Annotated in this window: 23 protein-coding genes and 2 pseudogenes; 3 read left to right on the top strand and 22 right to left on the bottom strand. The window is 44.4% G+C overall.

Going from position 1 to position 24,480, the window contains the following annotated elements; genetic code table 11:
* Window positions 1-395 precede the first annotated feature (395 nt).
* From H150_RS0105130 to mnmG, 16 genes and pseudogenes are all read right to left on the bottom strand, one after another.
* Window positions 396-728: an AzlD domain-containing protein gene (locus tag H150_RS0105130; protein WP_019957985.1), complete on the bottom strand. Its 333-nt coding sequence runs from the start codon at window positions 726-728 to the stop codon at window positions 396-398.
* A complete protein-coding gene (locus H150_RS0105125) occupies window positions 725-1,423 on the bottom strand; it encodes an AzlC family ABC transporter permease (RefSeq protein WP_019957984.1) in 699 nt (232 codons plus the stop codon). Before H150_RS0105125 ends, H150_RS0105130 begins: the two co-directional genes overlap by 4 nt.
* A gap of 12 nt (window positions 1,424-1,435) precedes the next feature.
* Window positions 1,436-1,651, bottom strand: a complete 216-nt coding sequence (locus tag H150_RS0105120) for a SlyX family protein (protein WP_019957983.1) — start codon at window positions 1,649-1,651, stop codon at window positions 1,436-1,438.
* Between the two features lie 75 nt (window positions 1,652-1,726).
* Window positions 1,727-2,146, bottom strand: a complete 420-nt coding sequence (locus H150_RS0105115) for a F0F1 ATP synthase subunit epsilon (protein ID WP_019957982.1) — start codon at window positions 2,144-2,146, stop codon at window positions 1,727-1,729.
* A gap of 10 nt (window positions 2,147-2,156) precedes the next feature.
* A complete protein-coding gene (gene atpD / locus H150_RS0105110) occupies window positions 2,157-3,554 on the bottom strand; it encodes a F0F1 ATP synthase subunit beta (RefSeq protein WP_019957981.1) in 1,398 nt (465 codons plus the stop codon).
* 34 nt (window positions 3,555-3,588) lie between these two features.
* Complete coding sequence (gene atpG, locus H150_RS0105105) at window positions 3,589-4,461, bottom strand: F0F1 ATP synthase subunit gamma (RefSeq protein ID WP_019957980.1); 873 nt, start codon at window positions 4,459-4,461, stop codon at window positions 3,589-3,591.
* Window positions 4,462-4,482: 21 nt separating this feature from the next.
* The gene (gene atpA, locus H150_RS0105100; RefSeq protein WP_019957979.1) at window positions 4,483-6,033 is read right to left on the bottom strand and encodes a F0F1 ATP synthase subunit alpha; all 1,551 of its coding nucleotides are present in this window, start codon (window positions 6,031-6,033) and stop codon (window positions 4,483-4,485) included.
* Window positions 6,034-6,043: 10 nt separating this feature from the next.
* Window positions 6,044-6,583 carry a F0F1 ATP synthase subunit delta gene (locus H150_RS0105095; RefSeq protein ID WP_019957978.1) on the bottom strand — a complete coding sequence of 180 codons (540 nt, stop codon included), beginning with the start codon at window positions 6,581-6,583 and terminating at the stop codon, window positions 6,044-6,046.
* 4 nt (window positions 6,584-6,587) lie between these two features.
* Complete coding sequence (locus H150_RS0105090; RefSeq protein WP_026353493.1) at window positions 6,588-7,058, bottom strand: F0F1 ATP synthase subunit B; 471 nt, start codon at window positions 7,056-7,058, stop codon at window positions 6,588-6,590.
* Window positions 7,059-7,116: 58 nt separating this feature from the next.
* Window positions 7,117-7,350 carry a F0F1 ATP synthase subunit C gene (gene atpE / locus H150_RS0105085; RefSeq protein WP_019957976.1) on the bottom strand — a complete coding sequence of 78 codons (234 nt, stop codon included), beginning with the start codon at window positions 7,348-7,350 and terminating at the stop codon, window positions 7,117-7,119.
* 104 nt (window positions 7,351-7,454) lie between these two features.
* Window positions 7,455-8,312, bottom strand: coding sequence for a F0F1 ATP synthase subunit A (atpB, locus tag H150_RS0105080; RefSeq protein ID WP_019957975.1), 858 nt, complete (start codon window positions 8,310-8,312; stop codon window positions 7,455-7,457).
* Window positions 8,302-8,652, bottom strand: coding sequence for an ATP synthase subunit I (locus H150_RS13780; RefSeq protein WP_019957974.1), 351 nt, complete (start codon window positions 8,650-8,652; stop codon window positions 8,302-8,304). The genes atpB and H150_RS13780 overlap by 11 nt, the downstream gene beginning before the upstream one ends.
* Before the next feature lie 173 nt (window positions 8,653-8,825).
* On the bottom strand, window positions 8,826-9,653 hold the full coding sequence (locus H150_RS0105070; protein ID WP_019957973.1) for a ParB/RepB/Spo0J family partition protein: 828 nt from the start codon (window positions 9,651-9,653) through the stop codon (window positions 8,826-8,828).
* A 29-nt stretch (window positions 9,654-9,682) separates the two neighbouring features.
* Window positions 9,683-10,453, bottom strand: coding sequence for a ParA family protein (locus H150_RS0105065; RefSeq protein ID WP_019957972.1), 771 nt, complete (start codon window positions 10,451-10,453; stop codon window positions 9,683-9,685).
* Window positions 10,450-11,085: pseudogene (gene rsmG / locus H150_RS13775) on the bottom strand (16S rRNA (guanine(527)-N(7))-methyltransferase RsmG). The gene H150_RS0105065 and the pseudogene rsmG overlap by 4 nt, the downstream one beginning before the upstream one ends.
* Window positions 11,082-12,974 carry a tRNA uridine-5-carboxymethylaminomethyl(34) synthesis enzyme MnmG gene (gene mnmG, locus H150_RS0105055; RefSeq protein WP_019957969.1) on the bottom strand — a complete coding sequence of 631 codons (1,893 nt, stop codon included), beginning with the start codon at window positions 12,972-12,974 and terminating at the stop codon, window positions 11,082-11,084. The pseudogene rsmG and the gene mnmG overlap by 4 nt, the downstream one beginning before the upstream one ends.
* A gap of 495 nt (window positions 12,975-13,469) precedes the next feature.
* Between mnmG and H150_RS0105050 the strand changes: the two genes are divergently transcribed.
* Both H150_RS0105050 and H150_RS0105045 read left to right on the top strand, forming a co-directional pair.
* Window positions 13,470-14,288 (top strand): undecaprenyl-diphosphate phosphatase, encoded by an 819-nt coding sequence (locus H150_RS0105050; protein ID WP_019957968.1) that lies wholly within the window; start codon window positions 13,470-13,472, stop codon window positions 14,286-14,288.
* Between the two features lie 75 nt (window positions 14,289-14,363).
* Window positions 14,364-14,807 carry a GNAT family N-acetyltransferase gene (locus tag H150_RS0105045; protein WP_019957967.1) on the top strand — a complete coding sequence of 148 codons (444 nt, stop codon included), beginning with the start codon at window positions 14,364-14,366 and terminating at the stop codon, window positions 14,805-14,807.
* A gap of 132 nt (window positions 14,808-14,939) precedes the next feature.
* Here H150_RS0105045 and katG read toward each other — a convergent pair whose 3' ends face one another.
* Window positions 14,940-17,123 (bottom strand): catalase/peroxidase HPI, encoded by a 2,184-nt coding sequence (katG, locus tag H150_RS0105040; RefSeq protein WP_019957966.1) that lies wholly within the window; start codon window positions 17,121-17,123, stop codon window positions 14,940-14,942.
* 500 nt (window positions 17,124-17,623) lie between these two features.
* Here katG and H150_RS14730 point away from each other — a divergent pair, with 500 nt between their 5' ends.
* A complete protein-coding gene (locus H150_RS14730) occupies window positions 17,624-18,076 on the top strand; it encodes a hypothetical protein (protein WP_019957965.1) in 453 nt (150 codons plus the stop codon).
* A 74-nt stretch (window positions 18,077-18,150) separates the two neighbouring features.
* On the opposite strand, the gene pip is transcribed toward H150_RS14730, so the two are convergent.
* The 5 genes and pseudogenes from pip to H150_RS0105015 form a co-directional block, all read right to left on the bottom strand.
* Entirely contained in the window at window positions 18,151-19,086 is a 936-nt protein-coding gene (gene pip / locus H150_RS0105030) for a prolyl aminopeptidase (RefSeq protein WP_026353490.1), read from the bottom strand.
* Between the two features lie 78 nt (window positions 19,087-19,164).
* Window positions 19,165-19,395: pseudogene (locus H150_RS15205) on the bottom strand (GIY-YIG nuclease family protein); the annotation flags it as partial.
* A 72-nt stretch (window positions 19,396-19,467) separates the two neighbouring features.
* On the bottom strand, window positions 19,468-21,045 hold the full coding sequence (locus H150_RS0105025; RefSeq protein WP_019957963.1) for a TerC family protein: 1,578 nt from the start codon (window positions 21,043-21,045) through the stop codon (window positions 19,468-19,470).
* 224 nt (window positions 21,046-21,269) lie between these two features.
* Window positions 21,270-22,451: a c-type cytochrome biogenesis protein CcsB gene (gene ccsB, locus H150_RS0105020; protein WP_019957962.1), complete on the bottom strand. Its 1,182-nt coding sequence runs from the start codon at window positions 22,449-22,451 to the stop codon at window positions 21,270-21,272.
* Window positions 22,448-24,439, bottom strand: a complete 1,992-nt coding sequence (locus H150_RS0105015; protein ID WP_051082997.1) for a cytochrome c biogenesis protein ResB — start codon at window positions 24,437-24,439, stop codon at window positions 22,448-22,450. Before H150_RS0105015 ends, ccsB begins: the two co-directional genes overlap by 4 nt.
* Window positions 24,440-24,480: the final 41 nt, after the last annotated feature.

The following is a 24,480-nucleotide window of genomic DNA, read 5'->3' as shown; positions in this document are numbered from 1 at the left end:
CTATTTCAAAACCAACTGGTAGTGCCATTTACTGTCTCAAATTTGAGAAGCCAATATACGTACCAATAAAAAAACACGCAATATCAATATGATATGAAAAATCCCTTATTAATATATTCCGAAATACAAAATATCATTTCGCAAAGCGAAACGAGATTGATTTCATTGAACAATATTTTTCAGTCTATTTGTCCTATTTCCGCACAGCGAAATTTTCATAAAATTTTTATTAATATAAAAATAACTCAAAAATAAAACTTTTCTCATATTGAGAAAAAATGGGATTTTTAAGTAAAAAAAAGTCAATTTATGCAATTTTCATCAATAAAATGGTTTAAATTTCGCAAAAAAAGCGTCCGGAAGCCTTCAGGACGCTTGTCTCTTATTTCATCAATCTAAGTTAATAAATATAGCAAGCCATTCAAAGAAGCCACGCCCACAACCATCGCGACCAAAACATTGCGGCTGCGCATATAAATCAACAAAACCAATACCAAAGCCATGATTTGTGAGATTAAAAAAGTCCATTCTTGAGTCTTAATGGCGTTATTAAATGACAAAGAAGCCAAAATCAACACCACCATCACGCTCAAAGGCAGGGCAAAATTCAACGCACTTAACCAACGTGATTCGAGAATTTTTCTAGGCAATAAAGTTGGTGCGGCACGCAAAAAAAACGTCAACGCACTCATACACAATAAAGCGATTAAAAACGTGGTATCGTTCATGCCACTCCACCTTTATCAGAGGTTTTTAAGCGTCCTGAAGCTTCCCACAGCAAAATACAGGCCGCACATCCTGCCACCGCCAAAAGCAGCAAATAATTCACCGTCAACAAGCTGGCAAACACAAATGCCGCTGCCGCAATCACGCAAGGCCACCACACTTTTTTAGCTTGATATTGCTCGTATGCCAACACCACAAACAAGCATGGCAATGCAAAATCCAAATGAGGAATCAATTGATTGAGTCCTGCACCCAAACCGATGCCCACTACCGTTCCTAAAATCCAATACGATTGATTGAGCAAAACGATTTTCACAAACAAACGTTTGGCTTGCTCGGGCAAAATCGTGGTTAAAACCGAAAAACTTTCATCGGTCAGCGCAAACAAAGCATACCAACGACGCAAACTGTTTTTAGGCAAAGCCTCTAGCAAAGGCAATGCATAAAAAATATGACGCAAATTAATCACCAAGGTATTGACGCTCAATGACACCGTCGGCGCACCAGCTGCCAACATCGGAATGGCGGCATATTGCGCGGCACCTGCATACAAACACACGCTCAGCAAAACCGACCACCACCAAGGCAAACCAGCCGCGCTGCTCAACACACCAAATGCCATCCCTGCGGGAATATAACCCATAGCCACAGGCATGCTTAAGCGCAATGCTTCTTTCCAACTGCTTGTTTGTGCCATGTCTTGCCCTTTTTAGTAATGCGGTGGTGGTTCGTGGCCGCTGGTAGACATATTGTTTTCTGAGGCTTCACTCATTTTGCGATACAACAATTGCAATTGCAGTTGCTGTGATTCTAATTGTTGGTATAACTCACTCACTTGTCTGCTCAAGACATCAATGGTGTCGTCTTGCAAAGCCAAGCGGATTTCCAACTCCATAATATGGTCATGTAAATCTTGTTCTGACATGGGATTACTCCAATTTTGATGGTGTGATACATAGCAAAAAACCGCCCGAAGGCGGTTTTTTCAAGCAACACAGTCTTAGCGACGATTGCGCAAGTATTCCAAGGTTTTCAACTCAGCAATCGCTGCGGCCAAAGCGGCACGCGCTGCAGCAGTTGACTTGTCATCTGTTGCGGCTTTCAATTGTTGCTGAGCGATGTCCAAAGCTTTCTTCGCACGTTCGGCATCTAAGTTTTCACTGCGCACAGCCACGTCTGCCAAAACAGTCAATTTAGAAGGTTGAACTTCTAACAAACCGCCAGCAATCGCTACTGTCGTTTCTCCAGCTTGACCAGGTATTTGCATACGCAAAACGCCTGGACGAACCATACTCAAAATCGGCACGTGTTGTGGATAAATACCTAACTCACCGTTTTCGGTTGGAACCACAACAAAACTGGCTTCACCCGAATAAATGGTGGCTTCGTTACTCACCACTTCAACTTGCATGGTTTTCATGCTTGCCTCCTTAGTTTAAGGTTTCAGCTTTAGCTGCAGCCTCTTCAATGCCACCTACCATGTAGAATGCTTGTTCTGGCAAATGGTCGTATTCACCAGACAAAATAGCTTTAAAGCCTTTGATGGTGTCACGCAATGATACATATTTGCCTGGAGAACCAGTAAACACTTCTGCAACGTGGAAAGGTTGAGACAAGAAACGTTGGATCTTACGAGCACGCATCACAGTCAATTTGTCTTCTTCAGACAACTCGTCCATACCCAAAATCGCGATAATATCACGCAATTCTTTGTATTTTTGCAACGTAGCTTGTACGCCACGAGCCACTGCATAGTGTTCGTCACCCAAAATTGCTGGGTCCAATTGACGTGAAGTTGAGTCCAATGGATCCACTGCTGGGTAAATACCCAAAGAAGCGATGTCACGGCTCAATACGACAGTTGCATCCAAGTGAGCAAACGTAGTAGCTGGAGACGGGTCAGTCAAGTCATCGGCAGGTACGTAAACGGCTTGAATCGAAGTAATAGAACCTGTTTGTGTAGAAGCAATACGCTCTTGCAAACGACCCATTTCTTCGGCCAAAGTCGGTTGGTAACCCACTGCAGAAGGCATACGACCCAACAATGCAGATACTTCAGTACCAGCCAATGTGTAACGGTAAATGTTGTCGATGAACAACAATACGTCACGGCCTTTACCTTCAGCATCTTTTTGATCACGGAAGTATTCAGCCATGGTCAAACCAGTCAAAGCAACGCGCAAGCGGTTACCAGGAGGTTCGTTCATCTGACCGTAAACCATCGCCACTTTGTCCAAGACGTTAGAGTCTTTCATCTCGTGGTAGAAGTCGTTACCCTCACGAGTACGCTCACCTACACCAGCGAACACAGACAAACCACTGTGAGCTTTAGCGATGTTGTTAATCAATTCCATCATGTTTACGGTTTTGCCTACACCGGCACCACCGAACAAGCCTACTTTACCGCCTTTTGCAAATGGGCAAAGCAAGTCAATCACTTTAATACCAGTTTCCAACAATTCAGATGCGCTAGACAACTCATCGAATTTTGGCGCAGAACGGTGAATAGCCCAATCAGCCTCAGCACCAATAGGGCCAGCCTCATCAATTGGGTTACCCAATACGTCCATAATACGACCCAAGGTTTTTACACCTACAGGTACGCTGATTGGGTTACCGGTATTGGTTACTGTCAAACCACGTTTCAAACCATCTGAACTACCCATGGCAATGGTACGTACCACGCCGTCACCCAACAACTGTTGGACTTCAAGGGTCAGATCAGTTTCAACCAATTTCAGGGCGTCAAATACATTTGGAATTGAGTCGCGTGGAAATTCCACGTCAACTACAGGACCAATGATCTGAACGATTTTGCCTTGGCTCATTATCGTATCCTAATTTAATGCGTTTACAGGCCGCTTATACAGCAGCTGCACCCGCCACAATTTCTGACAACTCTGTGGTAATAGCCGCTTGACGCGACTTGTTGTATACCAAACGCAAAGATTTGATGGCATTGCCTGCGTTATCGGTTGCAGCTTTCATCGCAACCATACGCGCAGCTTGTTCAGATGCCATGTTTTCACTTACAGATTGATACACCACAGACTCTACATATCGACGTACTAAGAATTCAAGTACAGACAAAGGGTCAGGTTCGTAGTTATAGTCCCAGTTGTGAGAAGCTGTATCGCCCTCTTCCAACACATCGTCAGACAAAGGCAACAACTGTTCTACACGAGGCTCTTGGCGCATGGTGTTCACAAATTTTGAATACACCAAGTGAATTGAATCCAACTCACCTTTTTTATAACGCTCGAACAACACACCAATGGCGCCCAACAAAGGCTCCATACGAGGCGTATCACCCAAAGCCACTTCACTGGCAACCACGTTCACTTGCGCACGCTGGCATGCAGCCAAACCTTTGCTACCCAAACACACGACATCACTTTGGATGCCTTGCTCGTCAAATTCGCTGACTTTTGCGAAAAAACGTTTGAGTGAGTTGGCATTCAAACCACCACACAAACCTTTGTCAGTGGTGATTAAAATAAAACCAACACGGCCTGAACCTGTATGTTTTTCCAACAATGGAACCGTAATTTCATTGTTGGAATCAGCCAAGTGAGCCATGACGCTGCGAACTTTGTCTGCGTACGGACGCGCTTGGCGCATCCGCTCTTGAGTCTTACGCATTTTGGAAGTAGACACCATTTGCATCGCTTTAGTGATCTTTTGGGTATTTTGAACACTGCGAATCTGGGTGAGAATTTCCTTTCCTACTGCCATCTTAAGACTCCTTTTAGCTTATTACGCTTGAACGTAATCAGTTGACGCACGGAAAGATGCGACCGCTTTTTTCAAAGCTTCTTCATCAGCGTCAGACATTTTGCCAGAAGCATCCATGTCTTTGATTACATTAGGCAATTGAGTCTTAACATTTGACAAGAACTCAGCTTCAAATGCCAAAGCTTTGCTCACAGGAACGCCATCGTAAGAGCCATTGTTAATCGCCCACAAAGTCAATGCCATTTCGCCCGTAGACAAAACGTTGAATTGTTTTTGTTTCATCAATTCAGTCACGATTTCACCATGACGCAATTGTTTGCGAGTCGCTTCGTCCAAATCAGAAGCAAACTGAGAGAACGCTGCCAATTCACGGTATTGAGCCAATGCCAAACGAATACCACCGCCCAATTTTTTGATGACTTTGGTTTGCGCTGCACCACCTACACGAGATACCGAAATACCTGCGTTGATTGCTGGACGAATACCAGAGTTGAACAAGTCAGTTTCCAAGAAAATCTGACCGTCAGTAATCGAAATCACATTGGTAGGTACGAATGCAGAAACGTCACCTGCTTGGGTTTCAATAATTGGCAACGCAGTCAAAGAACCAGTTTTGCCTTTTACTTCACCATTGGTCAATTTCTCTACTTCAACTGGGTTGATGCGAGAAGCACGTTCTAACAAACGAGAATGCAAGTAGAATACATCACCAGGATAAGCTTCACGACCCGGTGGGCGACGCAACAACAAAGAAATTTGACGGTAAGCAACGGCTTGTTTAGACAAGTCATCGTATACAATCAAAGCATCTTCACCGCGGTCACGGAAATATTCACCCATTGCACAACCAGAGTAAGGTGCAATGTATTGTAATGCAGCTGCTTCAGAAGCAGTCGCTGCAACAATAATGGTATGGCCTAACGCACCGTTTTGCTCCAATTGGCGCACAACGTTGGCGATAGAAGAAGCTTTTTGACCGATTGCAACATAGATACAAATAACGCCTGTACCTTTTTGGTTCACAATCGCATCCAAAGCCACTGCCGTTTTACCTGTTTGACGGTCACCAATGATCAACTCACGTTGACCACGGCCAACTGGAACCATAGAGTCAATGGCTTTCAAACCAGTTTGCATTGGTTCGTCAACAGATTGACGTGCAATCACGCCAGGGGCAATTTTTTCGATTGGTGAAGAAGCGGTTGCATTGATTGGACCTTTACCATCGATAGGCTGACCCAATGCATTGACAACACGACCAACCAATTCAGGACCTACTGGAACTTCCAGAATGCGGCCTGTACAGGTTACTTCGTCACCTTCTTTGATGTGCTCGTATTCACCCAAGATTACCACACCAACAGAATCGCGCTCTAAGTTCATCGCCAAACCGAAGGTATTACCTGGGAATGCAAGCATCTCACCTTGCATTACGTCTGACAAGCCATGTACACGAACGATACCGTCAGTCACAGAAATCACAGTACCACGGGTACGGATTTCTTCTGCAACAGACAAGCTTTCGATTTTGGCTTTAATCAAATCGCTGATTTCAGCAGGATTAAGCTGCATGAAACGTCTCCTAATTAGTCATTGCCGCGTACAGCTTTTGTAATTCAGCTTGTACGGACAGATCCAGCACTTGGTCACCCACTTCAACTTTTACGCCGCCGATTAATTCTGGGTCTACCTCTACTTTTGCATTCAATTTGCTGCCCAATTTGGCTTGTAAATCCAATACCAATTGAGAAAATTGTGCTTCCGTTAACGGGAAAGCACTGTAAATAACAGCTTGTTGAATGTTACTGGCAGACAGATACAGGGCTTGAAATTGAGTGAAAATTTCTGGCAAAGCATTCAAACGATCATTTTCAGCCACGGTGCTCAAGAACGCTTTAAAGCTTTCATCTGAAGCACCTTCAGGCAATAAACCCAACAAAACTTCCGCTTTCGCATCAGCACTTTGTTCAGGTCGATCAATGGCAGCGGCTACTTTTGGCACCGCAACGGCTTGAGCCAGATTTTCTAAGACAGTGACCCAATCACTGGTCTTATTGTGTTCTATTGCCAAACTGTACAGCGCTTTCGCATACGGTCTGGCTACGGTTGCCAACTCAGCCATAAGGTCACAGCTCCTGTTTCAAGGTGCTCAAAATGTCAGCATGTTTTGCCGCGTCAACTTCGCGACGCAAGATTTTCTCTGCGCCTTTCACAGCCAATAAACCTACTTGTTCACGCAATACTTCACGTGCACGGTTGGTTTCAGTTTCCACTTCTGCACGGGCTTGAGCCACGATGCGAGCCGCTTCTTCCTGAGCTTGTGTACGAGCTTCTTCGACAATTTGAGCTGCACGTTTGTCAGCGTTGGTTACCAATTCGGCAACTTGCTGACGACCTTCGGCTAAAGTTTCTGCAACACGTTTTTCTGCCGCTTCAGCATCGCTTTTACCACGTTCAGCCGCAGCCAAACCTTCAGCGATCTTGTTGGCACGCTCGTCCAACGCCTGCACGATTGGAGGCCATACGAATTTCATCGTAAACCACACCAATACAAAGAAGACGATTATCTGAGCGAATAAGGTTGCATTAATATTCACGGTCTTAACCTTTTGGTAGTGTTAATCAAAATAGCGTTTTTAGAAACACTTATTTGAATTAGCCTGCAAATGGGTTAACGAATGCGAATAACAATGCGATAGCAACACCGATCAAGAACGCAGCATCGATCAAACCAGCGATCAAGAACAATTTAGTTTGCAATGGACCCATCAATTCAGGTTGACGTGCAGAAGATTCCAAGTATTTAGAACCAACCATAGCGATACCAATAGCAGCGCCCATAGCACCAAAAGCAACGATCAAACCACAAGCGATAGCGATCAAACCCATTTTAAAACTCCTAGATAAAGAAAGGGATCAAAAAAAACTACAAAATATTTCAACTAATGAAATTCTATACAAAAATTCTATTCAACTCGTCACCAGCTTCAAGCTTAGTGATGGTCGTGGGCTTGGCCAATGTAAACAAAAGTCAAAACCATGAAAATGAACGCTTGCAAAACAATAACCAAAATGTGGAAGATTGCCCAAGCAGAACCTGCCAAGATGTGTACCAAGAACAAGAACGGATCCAAAATACCGATAGAACCACCCACTGCCCAAGAACCACCCAACAAAGCGATCAACATGAAAATCAATTCACCAGCATACATATTACCGAACAATCGCATACCGTGAGAAACGGTTTTTGAAATAAATTCAATAATTTGCATTAAAAAGTTAATCGGACCAACCGCAGGACCGAATGGTGCAGAGAACAATTCATGCATCCAACCGCCAAAGCCTTTGATCTTGATGTTGTAGTAGAAGCAAATCAACAATACGCCAATTGCCAATGCCAATGGCACGTTCAAGTCAGCAGTCGGTACCACACGCAAGTAAGCATGATGATCGCCTTGAATCATTTGCCAAATCACTGGCAACAAGTCCAATGGCAACAAGTCCATGGTATTCATCGCGATGATCCATACAAACAAAGTCAAACCCAATGGGCCAATGGCTTTGCGTGATTCTGCGTTGTCGATAACCGATTTACACATATCATCAACAAATTCAACCATCAATTCACAAGCGGCCTGAAAACGTCCTGGCACACCAGAAGTTGCTGCTTTCGCACCACGCCACAATACAAATAAAGAAATCGCACCCAATACAATGGAAACAACAATACTGTCGATATTCCAATAAGAGAAATCAACGATGCTTTTTTGTGCTTCTGGCTGATTCGTGTAGTTCACCAAGTGGTGATTGATGTAATCCGCGGCCCAGTTGCCGCTGCTTTCACTCGCCATGATTTAATTTCCAAAAAACAATAAAAACGATATGACTGGAGATGATGAGTCCAATTATGAATGGTAGCCACATGATTTGCGTGTGGAAAAAATACATAATTAAGAGCATCATCACTGCTGCCAGTGTTATTTTTAAGCCTTCTGCCACCATAAATGCGGCATATGACATCACAGGATTGATGGAAAAAAGACTTAAAATTAACACCGCGACCATATTGGGAATAGCGTAACTTAATGCACCTGCTAATCCAGAGACTGCTGCCACCTGTCCCCAGACCAAGTAAAGGCCTAAAGCATAACAAGCAATAACAACAAGTTGATATGAAATTACTTTCTTCATGTCTTGGTAGGCCTTTCAAAGCCCCCGTACTATAATGAAAGCACTTTGCCTAGTCAAGATAATCAGTAAATTTTTGTGAACCCGATGCCGAAAAAAACAAGAAATTGAATGATTTAGAGGCTTACAAAGGCATGGTTTGCAGTTGCAACAAAACGACACCTTTGCTTCAAAAATTAGGACATTTCCTCTAACTTTAACACGGACAATAAATGCTGAAATTCATCGATATTATTAAAATGTAAAACAAGTTTGCCTTTTTGTTTCTGATTGGCCTGAATACTGACTTTCAAACCCAACTGTTCTGCTAACATTTCTTGCAGACGCAACAAATCCTGATTAGGCATTTTTGGTGTTTTGTAAGCCGCAGTCGATTGACTCCAAGAAGCGGCCTGTTGCTCTATTTCACGCACGCTCCAGCCTTGCTCTACTGCCTTAGCTGCCAATTCCAACTGTCCTAAAATCGGCAATGCAACCAGTACGCGTGCATGACCCATTTCCAATTGATTGGCTGCCACCATGTCTTGTATTTGATTGGGTAACGACAACAAACGCAAACTGTTGCTCACGCCACTGCGACTACGTCCGACTGCATGCGCCAAAGCTTCGTGCGTCAAACCAAACTCATCAATCAAACGCTTAAAACCCATCGCTTCTTCAATCGGATTTAAATCGGCACGCTGAATATTTTCGATGATGCCCATCGCCAACGCCGCTTCATCATTGACAGCCTTAATCACCGCAGGGATTTCGGTTAAGCCCGCCAATTGACATGCACGCCAACGACGTTCGCCTGCAATCAACTCATAATCAGACAAACCCAATTCACGCACAATCACAGGTTGAATCAAACCTTGCGCTCGAATGGATTCAGCCAAATCTGCCAATTCATCATCATCCATCACCAAACGAGGTTGATAACGACCTGGGCGAATTTGTGCCACATTCAAACTGGTCAATTTATCATCCGCACCGGCATCGCCACTGGCAAGCAACGACTCCAAACCCGACCCAACCCTTTTAATTTTGCCATTTACGCCTCTGCTCGAGCCAATAATTCTTGTGCCAAATCCAAATATGCCAAAGTACCACGCGCTTTCGGGTCATACATCAAAGCAGGCATACCATGGCTAGGTGCTTCTGCCAAACGCACGTTGCGTGGAATCACCGTCTCAAACAATTCTTTGCCAAAATGCTCAGTCAATTGCTCAGACACTTCTTGCGCCAACAAACTACGCTTATCAAACATCGTCCGCACCACACCACCAATCGCTAATTTAGGATTAATCGCCATGCGTATCTTGCGCACAGTCGCCACCAAATCCGAAATGCCTTCTAGCGAATAGTATTCGCACACCATCGGCACCAACACTTTGTCAGCAGCGACCAAGCCATTCAATGTTAATAACGTCAAAGTCGGTGGGCAATCAATCAATATATAGTCGTATTGATCGGCAACTTGCGCCAAAGCATTTTTCAAGCGCATTTCACGAGCAATTTCTTGCACCAACTCCACTTCCGCACCTGCCAAAGCTCGGTTGGCACCCAAAACATCGTAAGCACCTGTTTTGCTGTGGCTCACAGCTTCGTGAACCTCAGCCTCACACAACAACACACCATAAACACCGTGTTTGATGCTGGTTTTATTAACGCCACTGCCTGTCGTGGCGTTGCCTTGTGGATCGAGATCCACAATCAACACTTTCTTACCCAAGTGCACTAGGGAGGCAGCCACATTCACCACGGTGGTGGTTTTACCCACCCCACCCTTTTGATTGGCTACCGCCCAAACTTGGGCCGTCATACAGCTGCGCCTTGTTTAACAATGACCATGTGACGTTCTGCTTCCAAAGATGGCACCATCATTTTTTCCACTTTTTCCACATGCACACCTTCAGGCAATTGGGCAATTTCTTCGTATGGATACACGCCCTTCATCGCCAACCATGAACCTTCAGGACGCAATAATTGACCTGTCAAATTCACAAAGTCTTTCAACTCTGCAAATGCACGACTGGTCACAGCATCAAACTGCACACCTTCCAAAGCTTCAACGCGTCCTGTAATAACTTTGACGTTCTTCAAACCCAATTCAATCACCGCTTGGCTTAAAAACGAAGTTTTTTTGCTGTTGGCATCCAATAAAGTAATTTGAATTTCAGGACGTCAAATCGCTGTTGGAATGCCAGGCATGCCACCACCTGAACCAACATCAATCAAAGTATTGATGCCATCCAAATATGGCAACAAAGTCAAACTGTCCAAAACATGATGGGTCAACATTTGGTCTTCTTGACGCAAAGCAGTCAAATTGTAAGTGCTGTTCCACTTCAACAATAAAGCTACGTAATCCAATAATTTTTGTTGTTGTTCTGATGACAATTCAACTTGCATTTGCTGCAAGCCCATTTGCAAATACGGTAATGCTAAACTCATGATGAACGCGCTTCCTGAAAACCCCGTTTGATATGAACCATCAGCAAAGCCACTGCTGCTGGCGTGATGCCTGAAATGCGCGACGCTTGCCCCACGGTTTCAGGTCGATGTAAATTCAATTTTTGCTGTACTTCAGCTGACAATCCCTTGACTTTGGCATAATCGATGTCATTTGGCAAACGCAAATCTTCCAATTCTTTGCGGCGCACAATTTCTTCGTTCTGTCTGTCGATATAACCTTGGTATTTCACCTGAATTTCAACTTGATCCATTACCTCTTCTGAAAACTCAGTTTCAGTATCGGCATTTGGTAAACTCATTAAACTTGCATAATCTACGTTTGGACGACGCAACAATTCATACAAATTGTATTCATGCGTAATGGTTTGACCCAAGACACGAACTTGATCCGCTTCCGGTAAGGTTTTCGGTGTAAACCAAGTCGAACGCAAACGCTGTACTTCTTGTTCAACGGCTTCACGTTTTTCGTTAAACGAACGCCATTGCGCCTCACCAATCAAACCTGCCTCATGACCAATTGCCGTCAAACGCATGTCAGCATTGTCTTCACGCAATTGCAAACGGTATTCGGCACGGCTGGTGAACATGCGATATGGTTCATTCACCCCTTTGGTAATCAAATCATCGACCAACACGCCTAAATATGCTTCTTCACGGTGCAATACCAATGGCTCCAAATCACGCACAAAGCGCACCGCATTGGCACCTGCTAACAAGCCTTGCGCCGCCGCTTCTTCGTAACCTGTCGTACCGTTGATTTGACCTGCAAAAAATAAGCCTGCAATCGTTTTGGTTTCCAAACTGGCTTTCAAATTGCGTGGATCGAAATAATCATACTCAATCGCGTAGCCTGGACGCAAAATGTGCGCATTTTCCAAACCTGTCATTGAACGCACCAATGCAATTTGAATGTCAAATGGCAAAGAAGTAGAAATACCATTTGGATAATATTCATGCGTATCCAAACCTTCTGGCTCTAAGAAAATTTGATGCGATTCTTTGTCGGCAAAACGGTTGATTTTGTCTTCAATCGACGGGCAATAACGCGGACCCACACCTTCAATTTTGCCGGTGAACATTGGACTGCGGTCAAAACCACTGCGAATGATGTCGTGCGTTTGCAAATTGGTGTGTGTAATCCAACAAGACACTTGGCGCGGATGCATCGCACGTGAACCACGCACCGAGAAAATCGGCGTTGGCGTGTCACCCGGTTGTTCGGTCAATTGTGAAAAATCAATCGTGCGACCATCAATGCGAGGTGGCGTACCTGTTTTCAGGCGGCCTTGTGGCAATTGCAATTCACGCAAACGGCTGCCCAAACCCATTGCAGCAGGATCCCCTGCACGACCACCTTGGTAGTTTTCCAAACCAATGTGAATTTTACCTGACAAGAATGTGCCCGCAGTCAACACCACTGAACGCGCTTTGAAAATCACGCCCATAGACGTGATCACGCCATCAATACGGTCGCCATCTAGCGTCACATCTTCCACTTGCTGTTGAAACAAATCCAAGTTTTCTTGGTTTTCCAACATATAGCGTATCGCAGCTTTATAAAGCACTCGGTCCGCTTGTGCACGAGTGGCTCGTACCGCAGGACCTTTGGATGCATTTAAGCGGCGAAATTGAATGCCGCTTTTGTCGGTTGCTAAGGCCATCGCGCCGCCTAAAGCATCCACTTCACGCACCAAATGTCCTTTGCCTATCCCGCCAATAGACGGATTGCACGACATGGCACCTAAAGTTTCAATATTATGGCTTAACAATAAGGTTTTGGCACCCATACGAGCAGCCGCCAAAGCCGCTTCTGTACCTGCATGACCGCCACCAACGACGATCACATCATAAACTGTGGGGTAAATCATGGACCCAAATTTCGCAAATAAAATGGGCTTTATTTTACGCCAAACTTAAGTTTCTGTCAGAGTTAATCTGTATCAAAACTCATGTTTAATATCTTTTATCAATTGCTTAAGTGCTCATTTAATACTTCATTATAGCCAATACCAGAAACAAAAAATACAATCCATCTTTACAGGACGCTTGGTTTTTCATGGAAATACACTCTTTTATGCAGCATTTCCCAAAACATTTTTCAGCACATGTCATGTTATTTCTGTGCAAAATATTTTCAATTCACCAACCCTGCCGCTACAATATCGACCCATCGACAAATTCCTCTTGGCATAGAGCCAGTTGTGCCTCACACCAAAAGCTTTGTCATCCACGAAAACAGCAAGACTGATACTTGCACTTTTAAAACAAACACCATACAGCCACTGTTTCAACTAGAAACCAACCTGCTTTGTTTGACCAAAACCCATTGGTCAAACACGCATTGACTGTATGAAGGAGCAGTTTTGGATATTTTGTTAGAGAGTTTGAAATACATCATCATTGGTTTGGTACAAGGTCTGACCGAGCCAATTCCCGTTTCATCTAGCGGTCATGTGATGATTGCCAGCCATATTTTAGGCTTTGCCGACAGCAGCTTTTTCTTTGCTTTGTTAACCAATACCGCTTCTTTGGTGGCGATTTTGTTTTTTTACCGCAAAGATTTATTGACCATCACCCAAGAAAGCGCACGCTATATCAGCCACAAGCGTCCTGAAGACCGTCATAGCTTTCGCTTTGTGTTGTGGGTCATCATCGGCACCATTCCTGCGGGCGTGCTGGGCATTTTATTCAAAGATGCATTGGAAACCGACATCACCCTGAGCGTCATTGCCGTGACTTTAACCATCACAGGCATTGCCTTATTGATTATCAGCCGCCAACGTGGTCAACGCCAAACGGACTCCATGACTATTAAAGATGCAATCATCATTGGTTTGGCTCAAGCAGTGGCTTTAACTCCCGGCATCAGCCGTTCTGGTGCGACGGTGGTTGCAGGTTTGGCGCGTCAACTCAATCCTGCGGCTGCTTTAAAATATTCGTTCATGTTGTACATTCCTGTCAGCATTGGTGGCTTGGTTTTAGGCGCTAAAAAATTGCTCGACATGAGCGTGAGCGGTGAGCAAATGTTTTATTACGCAGTCACTTTTGTCGTCACCACCATCACCACTTATTATGCTTTGCAATGGTTCATGGGCATCATGCAAAAAGGCAAATTGCTGTATTTTTCTTATTATTGCTTTGCCGTAGCCGCCATTTTAATGATTTGGCAATGGATGGTTTAAGCCTAAAAAAGCGTCCTGTAAACCTTTACAGGACGCTTTTTTTATCCCAAAATCTTTTTACAGGACGCTTTGAATATGGTCACCATCCGAGTTTTACAAGCCAATGATTTTGCAATGTGGAACAATTTGTGGCAACAATATTTGGTATTTTACGAAACGTCATTGCCAGAAGAAGTGACGCTACATACTTGGCAGCGTCTGACAGAAAATTCAAATACAGCCATGTTAGGCTTGGGCGTATTTGTCGATGGCGTGTTACAAGGTTTTACGCATTTGGTGTTGCATCCGAATACTTGGAGCACCCAACCTTGTTGCTATTTAGAAGATTTATTTGTCAGCCCTGACCATCGCTCCCAAGGCTTAGGGAAAACCTTAATTAAAGCCGCGCAACAAATTGCCATCGAACAAAATTGTTGTCGCCTGTATTGGGTCACCGCCAAAGACAATCACCATGCACAAATTGTGTATGACCAATTGGCCACTCAAACCAACTTCATCCAATACAAAATCAACTTATAACATCTGTTATCAAGATGCGCGTCAAGTAGATACCCAAAACGCTATCAAGCGGCCTGTAAACCATTTTTATGGTATTCCAATCCAAAAAAAACCGCCCTTTACAGGACGGTTGATGGATTGTGCTATGTTGACTTATACATCAAAACGGTCTGCATCCATTACTTTGACCCAAGCGGCAACAAAGTCTTTCACAAATTTCGCTTTGTTGTCGTCTTGTGCATACACTTCAGCGTAAGAGCGCAAAATTGAGTTAGAACCAAACACCAAATCCACACGAGAAGCGGTGTATTTGGTTGCGCCTGAAGCACGGTCAACAATGTTGTAAGAGTTTTTGCCCGTTGGTTTCCAGTTATAAGCCATGTCGGTCAACACTGCAAAGAAGTCATTGCTCAAAACGCCGACGTTGTCAGTGAACACACCATGTTTGCAATCGCCATAATTGGCACCCAATACACGCAAACCACCTACCAACACTGTCATTTCAGGCGCAGTCAAACCTTGCAATTGCGCACGGTCTAACAACATTTCTTCAGGCTGCACCACGTAATCGGCTTTGATGAAGTTACGGAAACCGTCTGCTTTAGGTTCCAAATCTTCAAACGAATACACATCGGTTTGCTCTTGTGTCGCATCACCACGACCTGCGGTGAATGGCACTACAATGTCAACGCCCGCAGCTTTGGCGGCTTTTTCAACCGCAGCCGTACCACCCAAAACAATCAAATCGGCAATGCTGACTTTTTTAGGCAAGCTCGCTTGGATTTCTTCCAATTTCGCCAATACTTTGTTCAAACGCTCAGGCTCGTTGCCTTGCCATTGGCGTTGTGGCTCCAAACGAATGCGCGCACCGTTGGCACCACCACGGAAATCCGAACCACGGAAGGTACGCGCGCTGTCCCAAGCCGTCGCCACCAATTCAGCCGTGCTCAAACCACTATTTAACAAAGTGGCTTTCAATTCTGCCACGTCGCTGTCTGACAAAGTGTAATCCACCGCAGGAATCGGGTCTTGCCAAATCAAATCTTCAGCAGGTACATCTGCGCCCAAGTAGCGAGATTTAGGACCCATATCACGGTGAGTCAATTTGAACCAAGCACGTGCAAACACTTCAGAGAAGTAAGCTGGGTCTTGATGGAAACGCTCAGAAATTTTGCGGTATTCAGGGTCAATTTTTAACGCCATATCCGCATCCGTCATCATTGGGTTGCGACGGATGTCTGGATTGTGAGCATCAACAGGTTTGTCTTCTTCTTTGATGTTCACAGGTTCCCACTGCTTGGCGCCGGCTGGACTCAAGGTTTTTTCCCACTCATAACTCAATAACAAATGGAAGAAACCATTGTCCCATTTGGTTGGATGCGTCGTCCAAGCGCCTTCCAAGCCGCTGACCATGGTATTTGAACCATTGCCTGAGCCTTCAGGATTGTGCCAACCCAAACCTTGAAACTCAACATCGGCACCTTCAACGTCTGCGCCCAAGTTTTCAGCCTTACCATTGCCATGACACTTACCAACCGTATGACCACCTGCGGTCAAGGCCACAGTTTCTTCATCATCCATACCCATGCGATCGAAGGTCACACGCATGTCTTGTGCCGTACGCAATGGGTCTTGTACACCATCCACACCTTCTGGATTCACATAAATCAAACCCATTTGCACCGCAGCCAAAGGATTTTCCAAAGTGTCACGATTGTCTACATCGTCATAACGGTTTTTGGTTTCATCCAACCATTTGCGCTCAGTACCCCAGTAAATGTCTTTTTCAGGATGCCAAATGTCTTCACGACCGCCCGCAAAACCATAGGTTTTCAAACCTGCTTCTTCATAAGCGACCGTACCCGCCAACACAATCAAATCGCCCCAAGAAATCTTGTTGCCATATTTTTTCTTGATAGGCCACAACAAGCGACGACCCTTATCAGTGTTCACATTGTCAGGCCAACTGTTCAGTGGTGCAAAACGTTGATTACCCGTATTAGCGCCACCACGACCGTCTTGCTTGCGGTAAGAGCCTGCCAAATGCCACGCAGTACGCACGAACATACCGATATAGCTGCCATAATCAGATGGCCACCAATCTTGGCTGCTGTTAATCAACTCACGAAGGTCATTTTTAATGGCTTCCAAATCCAAAGATTGGAACGCTTGTGCATAGTTGAAATCTGGATCTAGTGGATTGGTTTTTTTGTCATGTTGCGACAAAATATCCAAATTTAAGGCATTAGGCCACCAAAATGCATTGTCTGGAGCGGCTTGAGTCGTTTGGGCACCATTTTGGAATGGGCAACCGTTGGCTTTTGAATGATCAGTCATCTCTAAAACTCCGTGAATTATGAGGAAATGTGTTCACTACCAATAAAACAACCTTTTGGACTCATCAAGATAACCTGATTATCTGACCTACAGAAAGGTTTTTTACCAATAAAAACAATTAAAACAATTTTGTTTGATGGAGCTCATACTAAAAATATATGACTTAAAAATCAAACTCACAAGTCATATTTTTGATTGATTTTTATGATTAAGTTCATTTGTATTATCAGCTCGACATATATAAAAATATGTCATATGGTATATGGTTGATACATTCAGCTCATTAAGATTGAATTAAATAATAAAATCAATTATTTAATTGACACCAAACCGCCAAAAAATTTCTGTTTAAAAATTCCATTTAACTGCCTCAAATTCAAATTTTTCCAAACGCCATTTCTATCCCTATACGCTTCATATTGCCGTCCAACCTTGGAACTTTTGGCAGATGGTTTGCGCCTTAAAGAAACACCAACCCATTTCAAAAAAGAGCCGCCATCATGATACAAACGCAAGCCTTACAACTACACGACTACAACGACTGGCTAACACTTTGGCAACAATATCTACAAACTCACCAAGCCAATCTGTCTCATGACACCACATTAAATACTTGGAAATACATTTTAAGCGCCAATGAAACCAATTTAATTGGCTTGGGTGTGTATGCCAATAACAAGCTACAAGGTTTCGCCCACTTGGTGTTTCATCACAATACTTGGGATGCACGAGATTGTTGTTATGTAGAAGATTTACATGTTCATGCAGCCAGTGACAGCGACGCTTTACCATTGGAAAAAGCGTTGATTACGGCAACAAGGCTGTTGGCACAAGAACGCAATTGCTGCTTGGTGTATTGGCACGCATCATCCAAACACCGCCCAGCCAACCTTGATTTGTACAATGAATTGGCGCAACAAACCGATTGCGTCAAATTTACCATTCATTTATAAAATCTTTATTTATATACAAAAAGCATCCTGTAAAAATTTACAGGACGCTTTAAAATGGTTAAACCATATTGAATTTAAATATGTTGCGCAAACTCATCGGTAGCCGCTACCAATGCCTTGTTCACCTCAGTATCAAAGCTAGAATGCCCACCAATGACCACGCGCAAACTGGCTTCAGGAAACGCTTGCTTCAAATCATAAGCCGAGCGTATAGGCGTACAAATGTCGTAACGACCTTGCACAATAATGGTCGGAATGTGACGAATTTTATCGATGTGGTTCAAAATGATTTTGTCCTCACCAATAAAACCTTGATGATAAAAATAGTGGTTTTCCATGCTCGAAATGGCCAATACATGCGCATCATCAGAATCAGGCTCACGAGGATTCAAAAACACAATGTGCTCTTCCCACTCGCACCATTGACGAGCGGCCTGTATTTTCAAACTCGCTGACACACCCTCACCAAACAAAATATCGTGATACGCTTTGATCAAATCACCACGATGTTCAGGCGCAATGAATTGTTCAAATGCTTCCCATGCTTCAGGGAAAATTTGTGAAGCCCCGCCACGCTTGTACAACCAATCGCTTTCAAAATCACGGAACAAGAAAATACCACGCAACACCAATTCGGTTACCCGCTCAGGATGCGCTTGAGCATATACCAACGACAAAGTGGAACCCCAAGAGCCGCCAAACACCATCCATTTATCAATGCCCAAATGCTCACGCAAAGCCTCAATATCAGCCACAATCTTCCAAGTATCGTTGTCCTCTACACATGCATGCGGCAAAGACTGACCACAACCACGTTGGTCAATTTGAATGATGCGGTATACCTCAGGATTGAAAAAACCACGAGTAGCAGGTGACGAACCACCACCGGGGCCACCATGCAAAAAAATCACCGGTTTACCGTTGGGATTGCCACAATCTTCCCAATACATTTGATGGGTGTCGGATACCGCTAGCAAACCACTTTGGTTCACTTGATGGACTTGGTACATAAAATTCTTCCTATTAAGAATGGATTGAAAACACCATACCGCAGCATTCCACAATATCTGCTTGCGCGCACGTGGCAATTGCTTGATACGGTATTCTTGTCGCAAAGCGTCTGTGTGGCTCAAAGCGTCCTGTAACATTTTCATAGCCACAGGTCGATGGGCTCGGGTGTATTTGGCACCTTTGCCAGCCAAATGTTGCTGCCAACGACGCTTTACATCGGTCGTAATGCCACAATAATAAGCACCATTGGCACATTCAATCAAATAAACACACCATTTTTTCACTATCCACTCTGTGTTTTCAGACATCTGTAGTTCTCACAAAAAAACAGGCAGCCTCAGCCGCCTGTTATAGATAGATGCCAATGTTTTACATCTGCATCATTCGTTGTTTTGAAACCACTCTTCGTCAGAAATGCGTTCCACTTTGATGCGCTCAATGCGTTGACCGACTTTTTCCAACACAGTAAAACGGTATTGGTGGTAATCGACTTTGTCGCCCACATTGGCAATCGCTTGCAATTCATCCATCATCAAGCCTGCGACCGTGTGGTAATCGACAGAATCATCCAAAGGCGGCAATTGAATTTGCTGTGCCAAGGTGGTGTATTCCAAACTACCGTCAACGGTGAAGCTGTGGTCTTCATGCTCTTCCAAGCTCGGTGAATCTTCACGCTCGTATTCTTCCGGAAAATCACCTGCGATGGTTTCCATCAAATCTTTCATCGTCACCATACCCAAAATCGCACCAAACTCATCGACCACCAAAGCCAAATCAGCACTTTGCGCTCGGAACAATTCCATGGCATTCAGGACGGTTGCGTTTTCGGTCAAAATTAAGGGTTGACGCAAAGCTTTGTGCACACTGAAAGCGCCATCGCTCAACACTTGTGCCAACAAATCTTTTTTATTGATATAACCCAAAGGTTCATCAATACCAGCCTTACCCACCACCATCAAACGAGAGAACGGTGTTCTTTGCAATTGGGTATTTTGTTGCTCTTGGCTTTGAGAAATGTCCAAACGCTCGATTTCAGGACGCGGTGTCATCACGCCCAAAATCGGACGCTCAGCCAAGGTCAACACGCTCTTAATCATCCATTTTTCATTATCTTCAAAACGGCTGCTATCACCATTAACCGCACCGTCTTTGGCCAGTAAAGTTTCACGAATGCCCATCATACCCAAAACATTGTCAGCAGCACGAGAGCGCCAAGTTTTAACCGAAAAATCATTTTTCTTACGGTTTTTAGTCGATACTTGATTGAAGATTTCAATCAAAATAGAGAAACCAATCGCCGCATACAAATAACCTTTAGGAATCTTGAAGCCCAAACCTTCGGCAATCAAACTGAAACCAATCATCAACAAGAAGCCCAAACACAACATCACGACAGTTGGGTGTTTGTTGACAAAATCGGTCAATGGTTTAGATGCCCAAATCATGATGCCCATCGCCACAATCACAGCTGCCATCGCAATGGTAATGTGCTCTACCATCGCCGCAGCGGTAATCACCGCATCGACAGAAAACACCAAATCCAAGATGACAATTTGTGCCACTACAGAACCGAAAGAAGCATGACCTTTCTTTTGTTTCACATCTGCGTATTCAGCATGGCCTTCTAAACGCTCATGTAACTCGGTTGTCGCTTTGTACAATAAGAACAAACCACCACCAAGCATGATGAGGTCTTTGCCAGAAATTTCATTGCCCAACACTGTAAATAGAGGCTCTTGCCAAGTCATCACATACGCCATCAAACCCAACATGATAACGCGCATTACGACGGCCAAGCCCAAACCAATCAAACGGGCTTTGTCTCGGTGTTGGGGTTTGACTTTGTTCGCCAAAATCGCCACGAACACCAAGTTATCAATGCCCAGCACCACTTCTAAAATCAATAAGGTGAAGAAGCCTGCCAGTGTCGCAGGTTCCAATACCCAACTTAAATCCATGTGTATTTATTCCAAATAAAAATAAACAAAAACAGGCAACCTAATCACATAGATTAGGTTGCCTGCAAATAGTTAGGGCGCAACAACAAAAAAATAAAAGAAAACTGCTCGTATCGTCTGTCGACTCGAACCATCTTCGTTCATATTGCTGTCACCTCCCATGTAATAATCATGTTTAGAAGTGTAACAGCTTGTTTTCAATTTAAGCAAGTTTTGGGATAACTTTACAAACTACCATAAGAATGCAAGCCACTTAAAAGCATATTCACACCCAAAAAAGCAAACGCAGTGATAAAAAAACCAACAATCGCCCACCAAGCCAATAAGCGCCCACGCCAACCTGACACCAAACGCAAATGCAGCCATACTGCATAATTAAGCCACACAATCAAAGCCCAAGTTTCTTTGGGATCCCAAGACCAATAACGCCCCCACGCCTCGGCCGCCCACAAAGCACCCAAAACAGTGGCAATCGTGAAAAACAAAAATCCCACTGCAATGGCGCGGTACATGATTTCATCAATCACGTTGGCATCAGGCAAGATGGTTTGTTCAGGACGCTTCAAAACCCACAATTGCGCCACACCCAAAACCGCCGCAATACAAAAAGCACCATAACCGACAAAATTGGCGGGCACATGGATTTTCATCCACCAAGATTGTAAGGCAGGAATCAAAGGCTGAATTTGATGTGCGCCACGCACTGCGCTATACCACAACACAAACGCCACCAAAACCACCATCAAAGCATACACAAATGCGCCCAATTTCTCAGCCTGATGACGACGAGCGTAATACAAAAACATCAACGCCATCATCACCATGAACAAAATAAACACTTCGTACAAATTTGAAACAGGCATGTGACCAGCTTCAGGACGCAGCAAATAACTTTCATGCCAACGCACCAATAAACCCACCATCCCAAAAACTGCTCCAGCCCATGACAAAGCAATCGCCAAACTCAAAGACAACGTATTTTGGTTTACAGGCCGCCACGCAGCTTGCAACAAAGCCAACACATAACACACAAACGCCAACACATTACACACACACAACCACATCATCGCCGATTGACTGGCTACAAAATATTGCAATACAAACGCCGTTTGTGAGCGTTCAAAATCCCCGCCATACGCATACCAAGCCAAGCCAAATAACAATGTGCACGCTAGCGCAAAAGCTTGTAGCGGCCTGAAAAACCATGCCAAAGCAATGCCTGAAATAACCGACAACCACAACACGCCTGCGTCATAAACATCCATGTGAACATTGCCTGCAAAGCATTGCACCCACACTGCCACCAACAATACCGCACACGCAAACACCACATCTTGCACTTGCAAACGCTGCCACCAACGTTTTTGTTGTAAATACTCGTGTTCAAGCATCAAATCAGGCTTCATGATGACAAATCCTGCTGTAATTTTTGCAAACGCTGCACATGCTCAGCCAATTGAATTTCTGTACCGCTGTCTTTATTCGCGCTCATCGCCACCCGCATCGATCCCTTTGCAATCCATACCCAAACCCGTTTTTCACGCACATAAAACATACAAACCGTTCCCAAAATCAACAACAGCGAGCCTAAATATACCCAATAGCGTCCTGGAGATTTGGCCATTTGCAAACCAGATGCTTGAACTTGCTTGAAATCAGTCAATTGCAAATAAATCGGTGCTTGCATTTGACTAAAATCGGTCAATCCTTCCAAAGCCATCGCCATGAAATGCGCCCGTTCAGGCGTATCTTGCCAAGCTGCCTCACCATTGGCTTGCAACACTTCATTCAACACCACCACACTGCTGATTTGCAAAATGTCGGTGAATAATTTTTGCATGTGCGGCTGTTCTGTTGCAGTAAAATTCGTCGCAACAAAACCATTCAACGCCACATAACCGCCTTGCGAAAACAAATGCAACACCTGTTCGACCACAGGTTTCAATCTTGCCGCTGTCGCTGTGTCCATGTCTTGTAATGCCGCCGCCACCGCTTTGTCTCGCACCGCTGGATTGGCAAAGCCTTGGCGCAACCACATTACCGTTTTCAATTCACCCTCTTGGTCGGCTGGCAATTTCACCCAACGGTAATCCTCTGCCACCGATGCCCGTTCACCAATCACAAAATATCGCTCACCCTCACGCGTAAGCGGCAACATATAAGACAAATATTCATGCGCCACTCCTGTGGTATTTCGCACCTTATATGTGATAGTGGGACCCACATTGTGCAGCGTTTGCGCTGAATTGACATTGCGCACATCGTGCATGACAGGTTTCAGGACGCTTGCTGGCGTATCATTGGCATCCTCTACATTCAAAACCCGCAATTGTTCCAATTCAATTTGATAATCTTGATTGTCCAAAACCAAAGGCAAGTTTTGCAATGATTTGGCTTGGACGCTTGCCGAGTTTGCCCAAGGTCTGCGCACATCCCAAGCTTGCAAAACCAAATCTGAACCGCCATCGCCAAAACTGGATTGAAAAATCGCCACGCCATCTTGAATAAACGGTTGATTGACTTTGATTGTTGCCTGTTCGGTTTGACCGCTTTGTTTATCGGTAATCAACAAATCGCTGGCAAAGTTTTTAGGCATGCCTGTTTCATAAAAATCCACATGAAACCGTTCCAATTGGACGACAAATGGCAAATCCTGCACCACCAAACCATCGCCCGCATTCAAAAACACCACATCGGTGGCTTGCCCTTCCGCTATGGTGACATTGCCACGAAACGACAAAGTTTTTGCATCCAAACGAGCTTCAGGCGCGAAATCTTTGGCTAGGATGGTTTGATTGTCAGGCACAATATTCCCAAGCAAACGCCCCCAATTCAAATCCATATTGCTGTCTATCAAGCCGCCAATACAAATCACCACAATCGCAACGTGTGCAAATATATAACCGAGTTTGCTGGCGCTGCCTTTTTTCGCTGCCACCATCACGCTGCCATCTGCATGGGCTTGGGTTTTGACTTGAAATCCTTGCACTTGCCAATAACGCTGCAATACCGCCACAGGCAATTCACCTTCTAACAAAACGGTGTGTTTCATGGCTGCCAAGGATTTGGCACTAGCATTCAAACGAAAAGAGCGCATTTGACGCAAAAATGCAGGCGTGTGCCGCCACACGCACAAACTGATAGACACCACCAAAAACAACAAAATAACCACAAACCAAGGCGCAGCATACACATCAAACAAGCCCAAAGTTTTGAAGATGGGAAACCAAAATGGACCAAATTTGACCACATAATCTGTCATAGGCTGATTTTGTTGCAACACAGTGCCTATCATGGACGCTATCGCCAACAAAGTTAGCAAAGCCACCGCAAAACGCATGGAACTTAAAAATTCAAACCATGGACGGTGCCTCAAAGGTATTTTTTTCTTCATCACATTCAGTCTGTTTGAGCAGCGTTTGCTGCCTGTTTTCA

This window comes from Vitreoscilla stercoraria DSM 513, assembly GCF_000382305.1.
Classification (GTDB): Bacteria; Pseudomonadota; Gammaproteobacteria; order Burkholderiales; family Neisseriaceae; genus Vitreoscilla; species Vitreoscilla stercoraria.
Note: the sequence above shows the minus strand (reverse complement) of the source record. Positions and strands in the feature narration are given on the sequence as shown.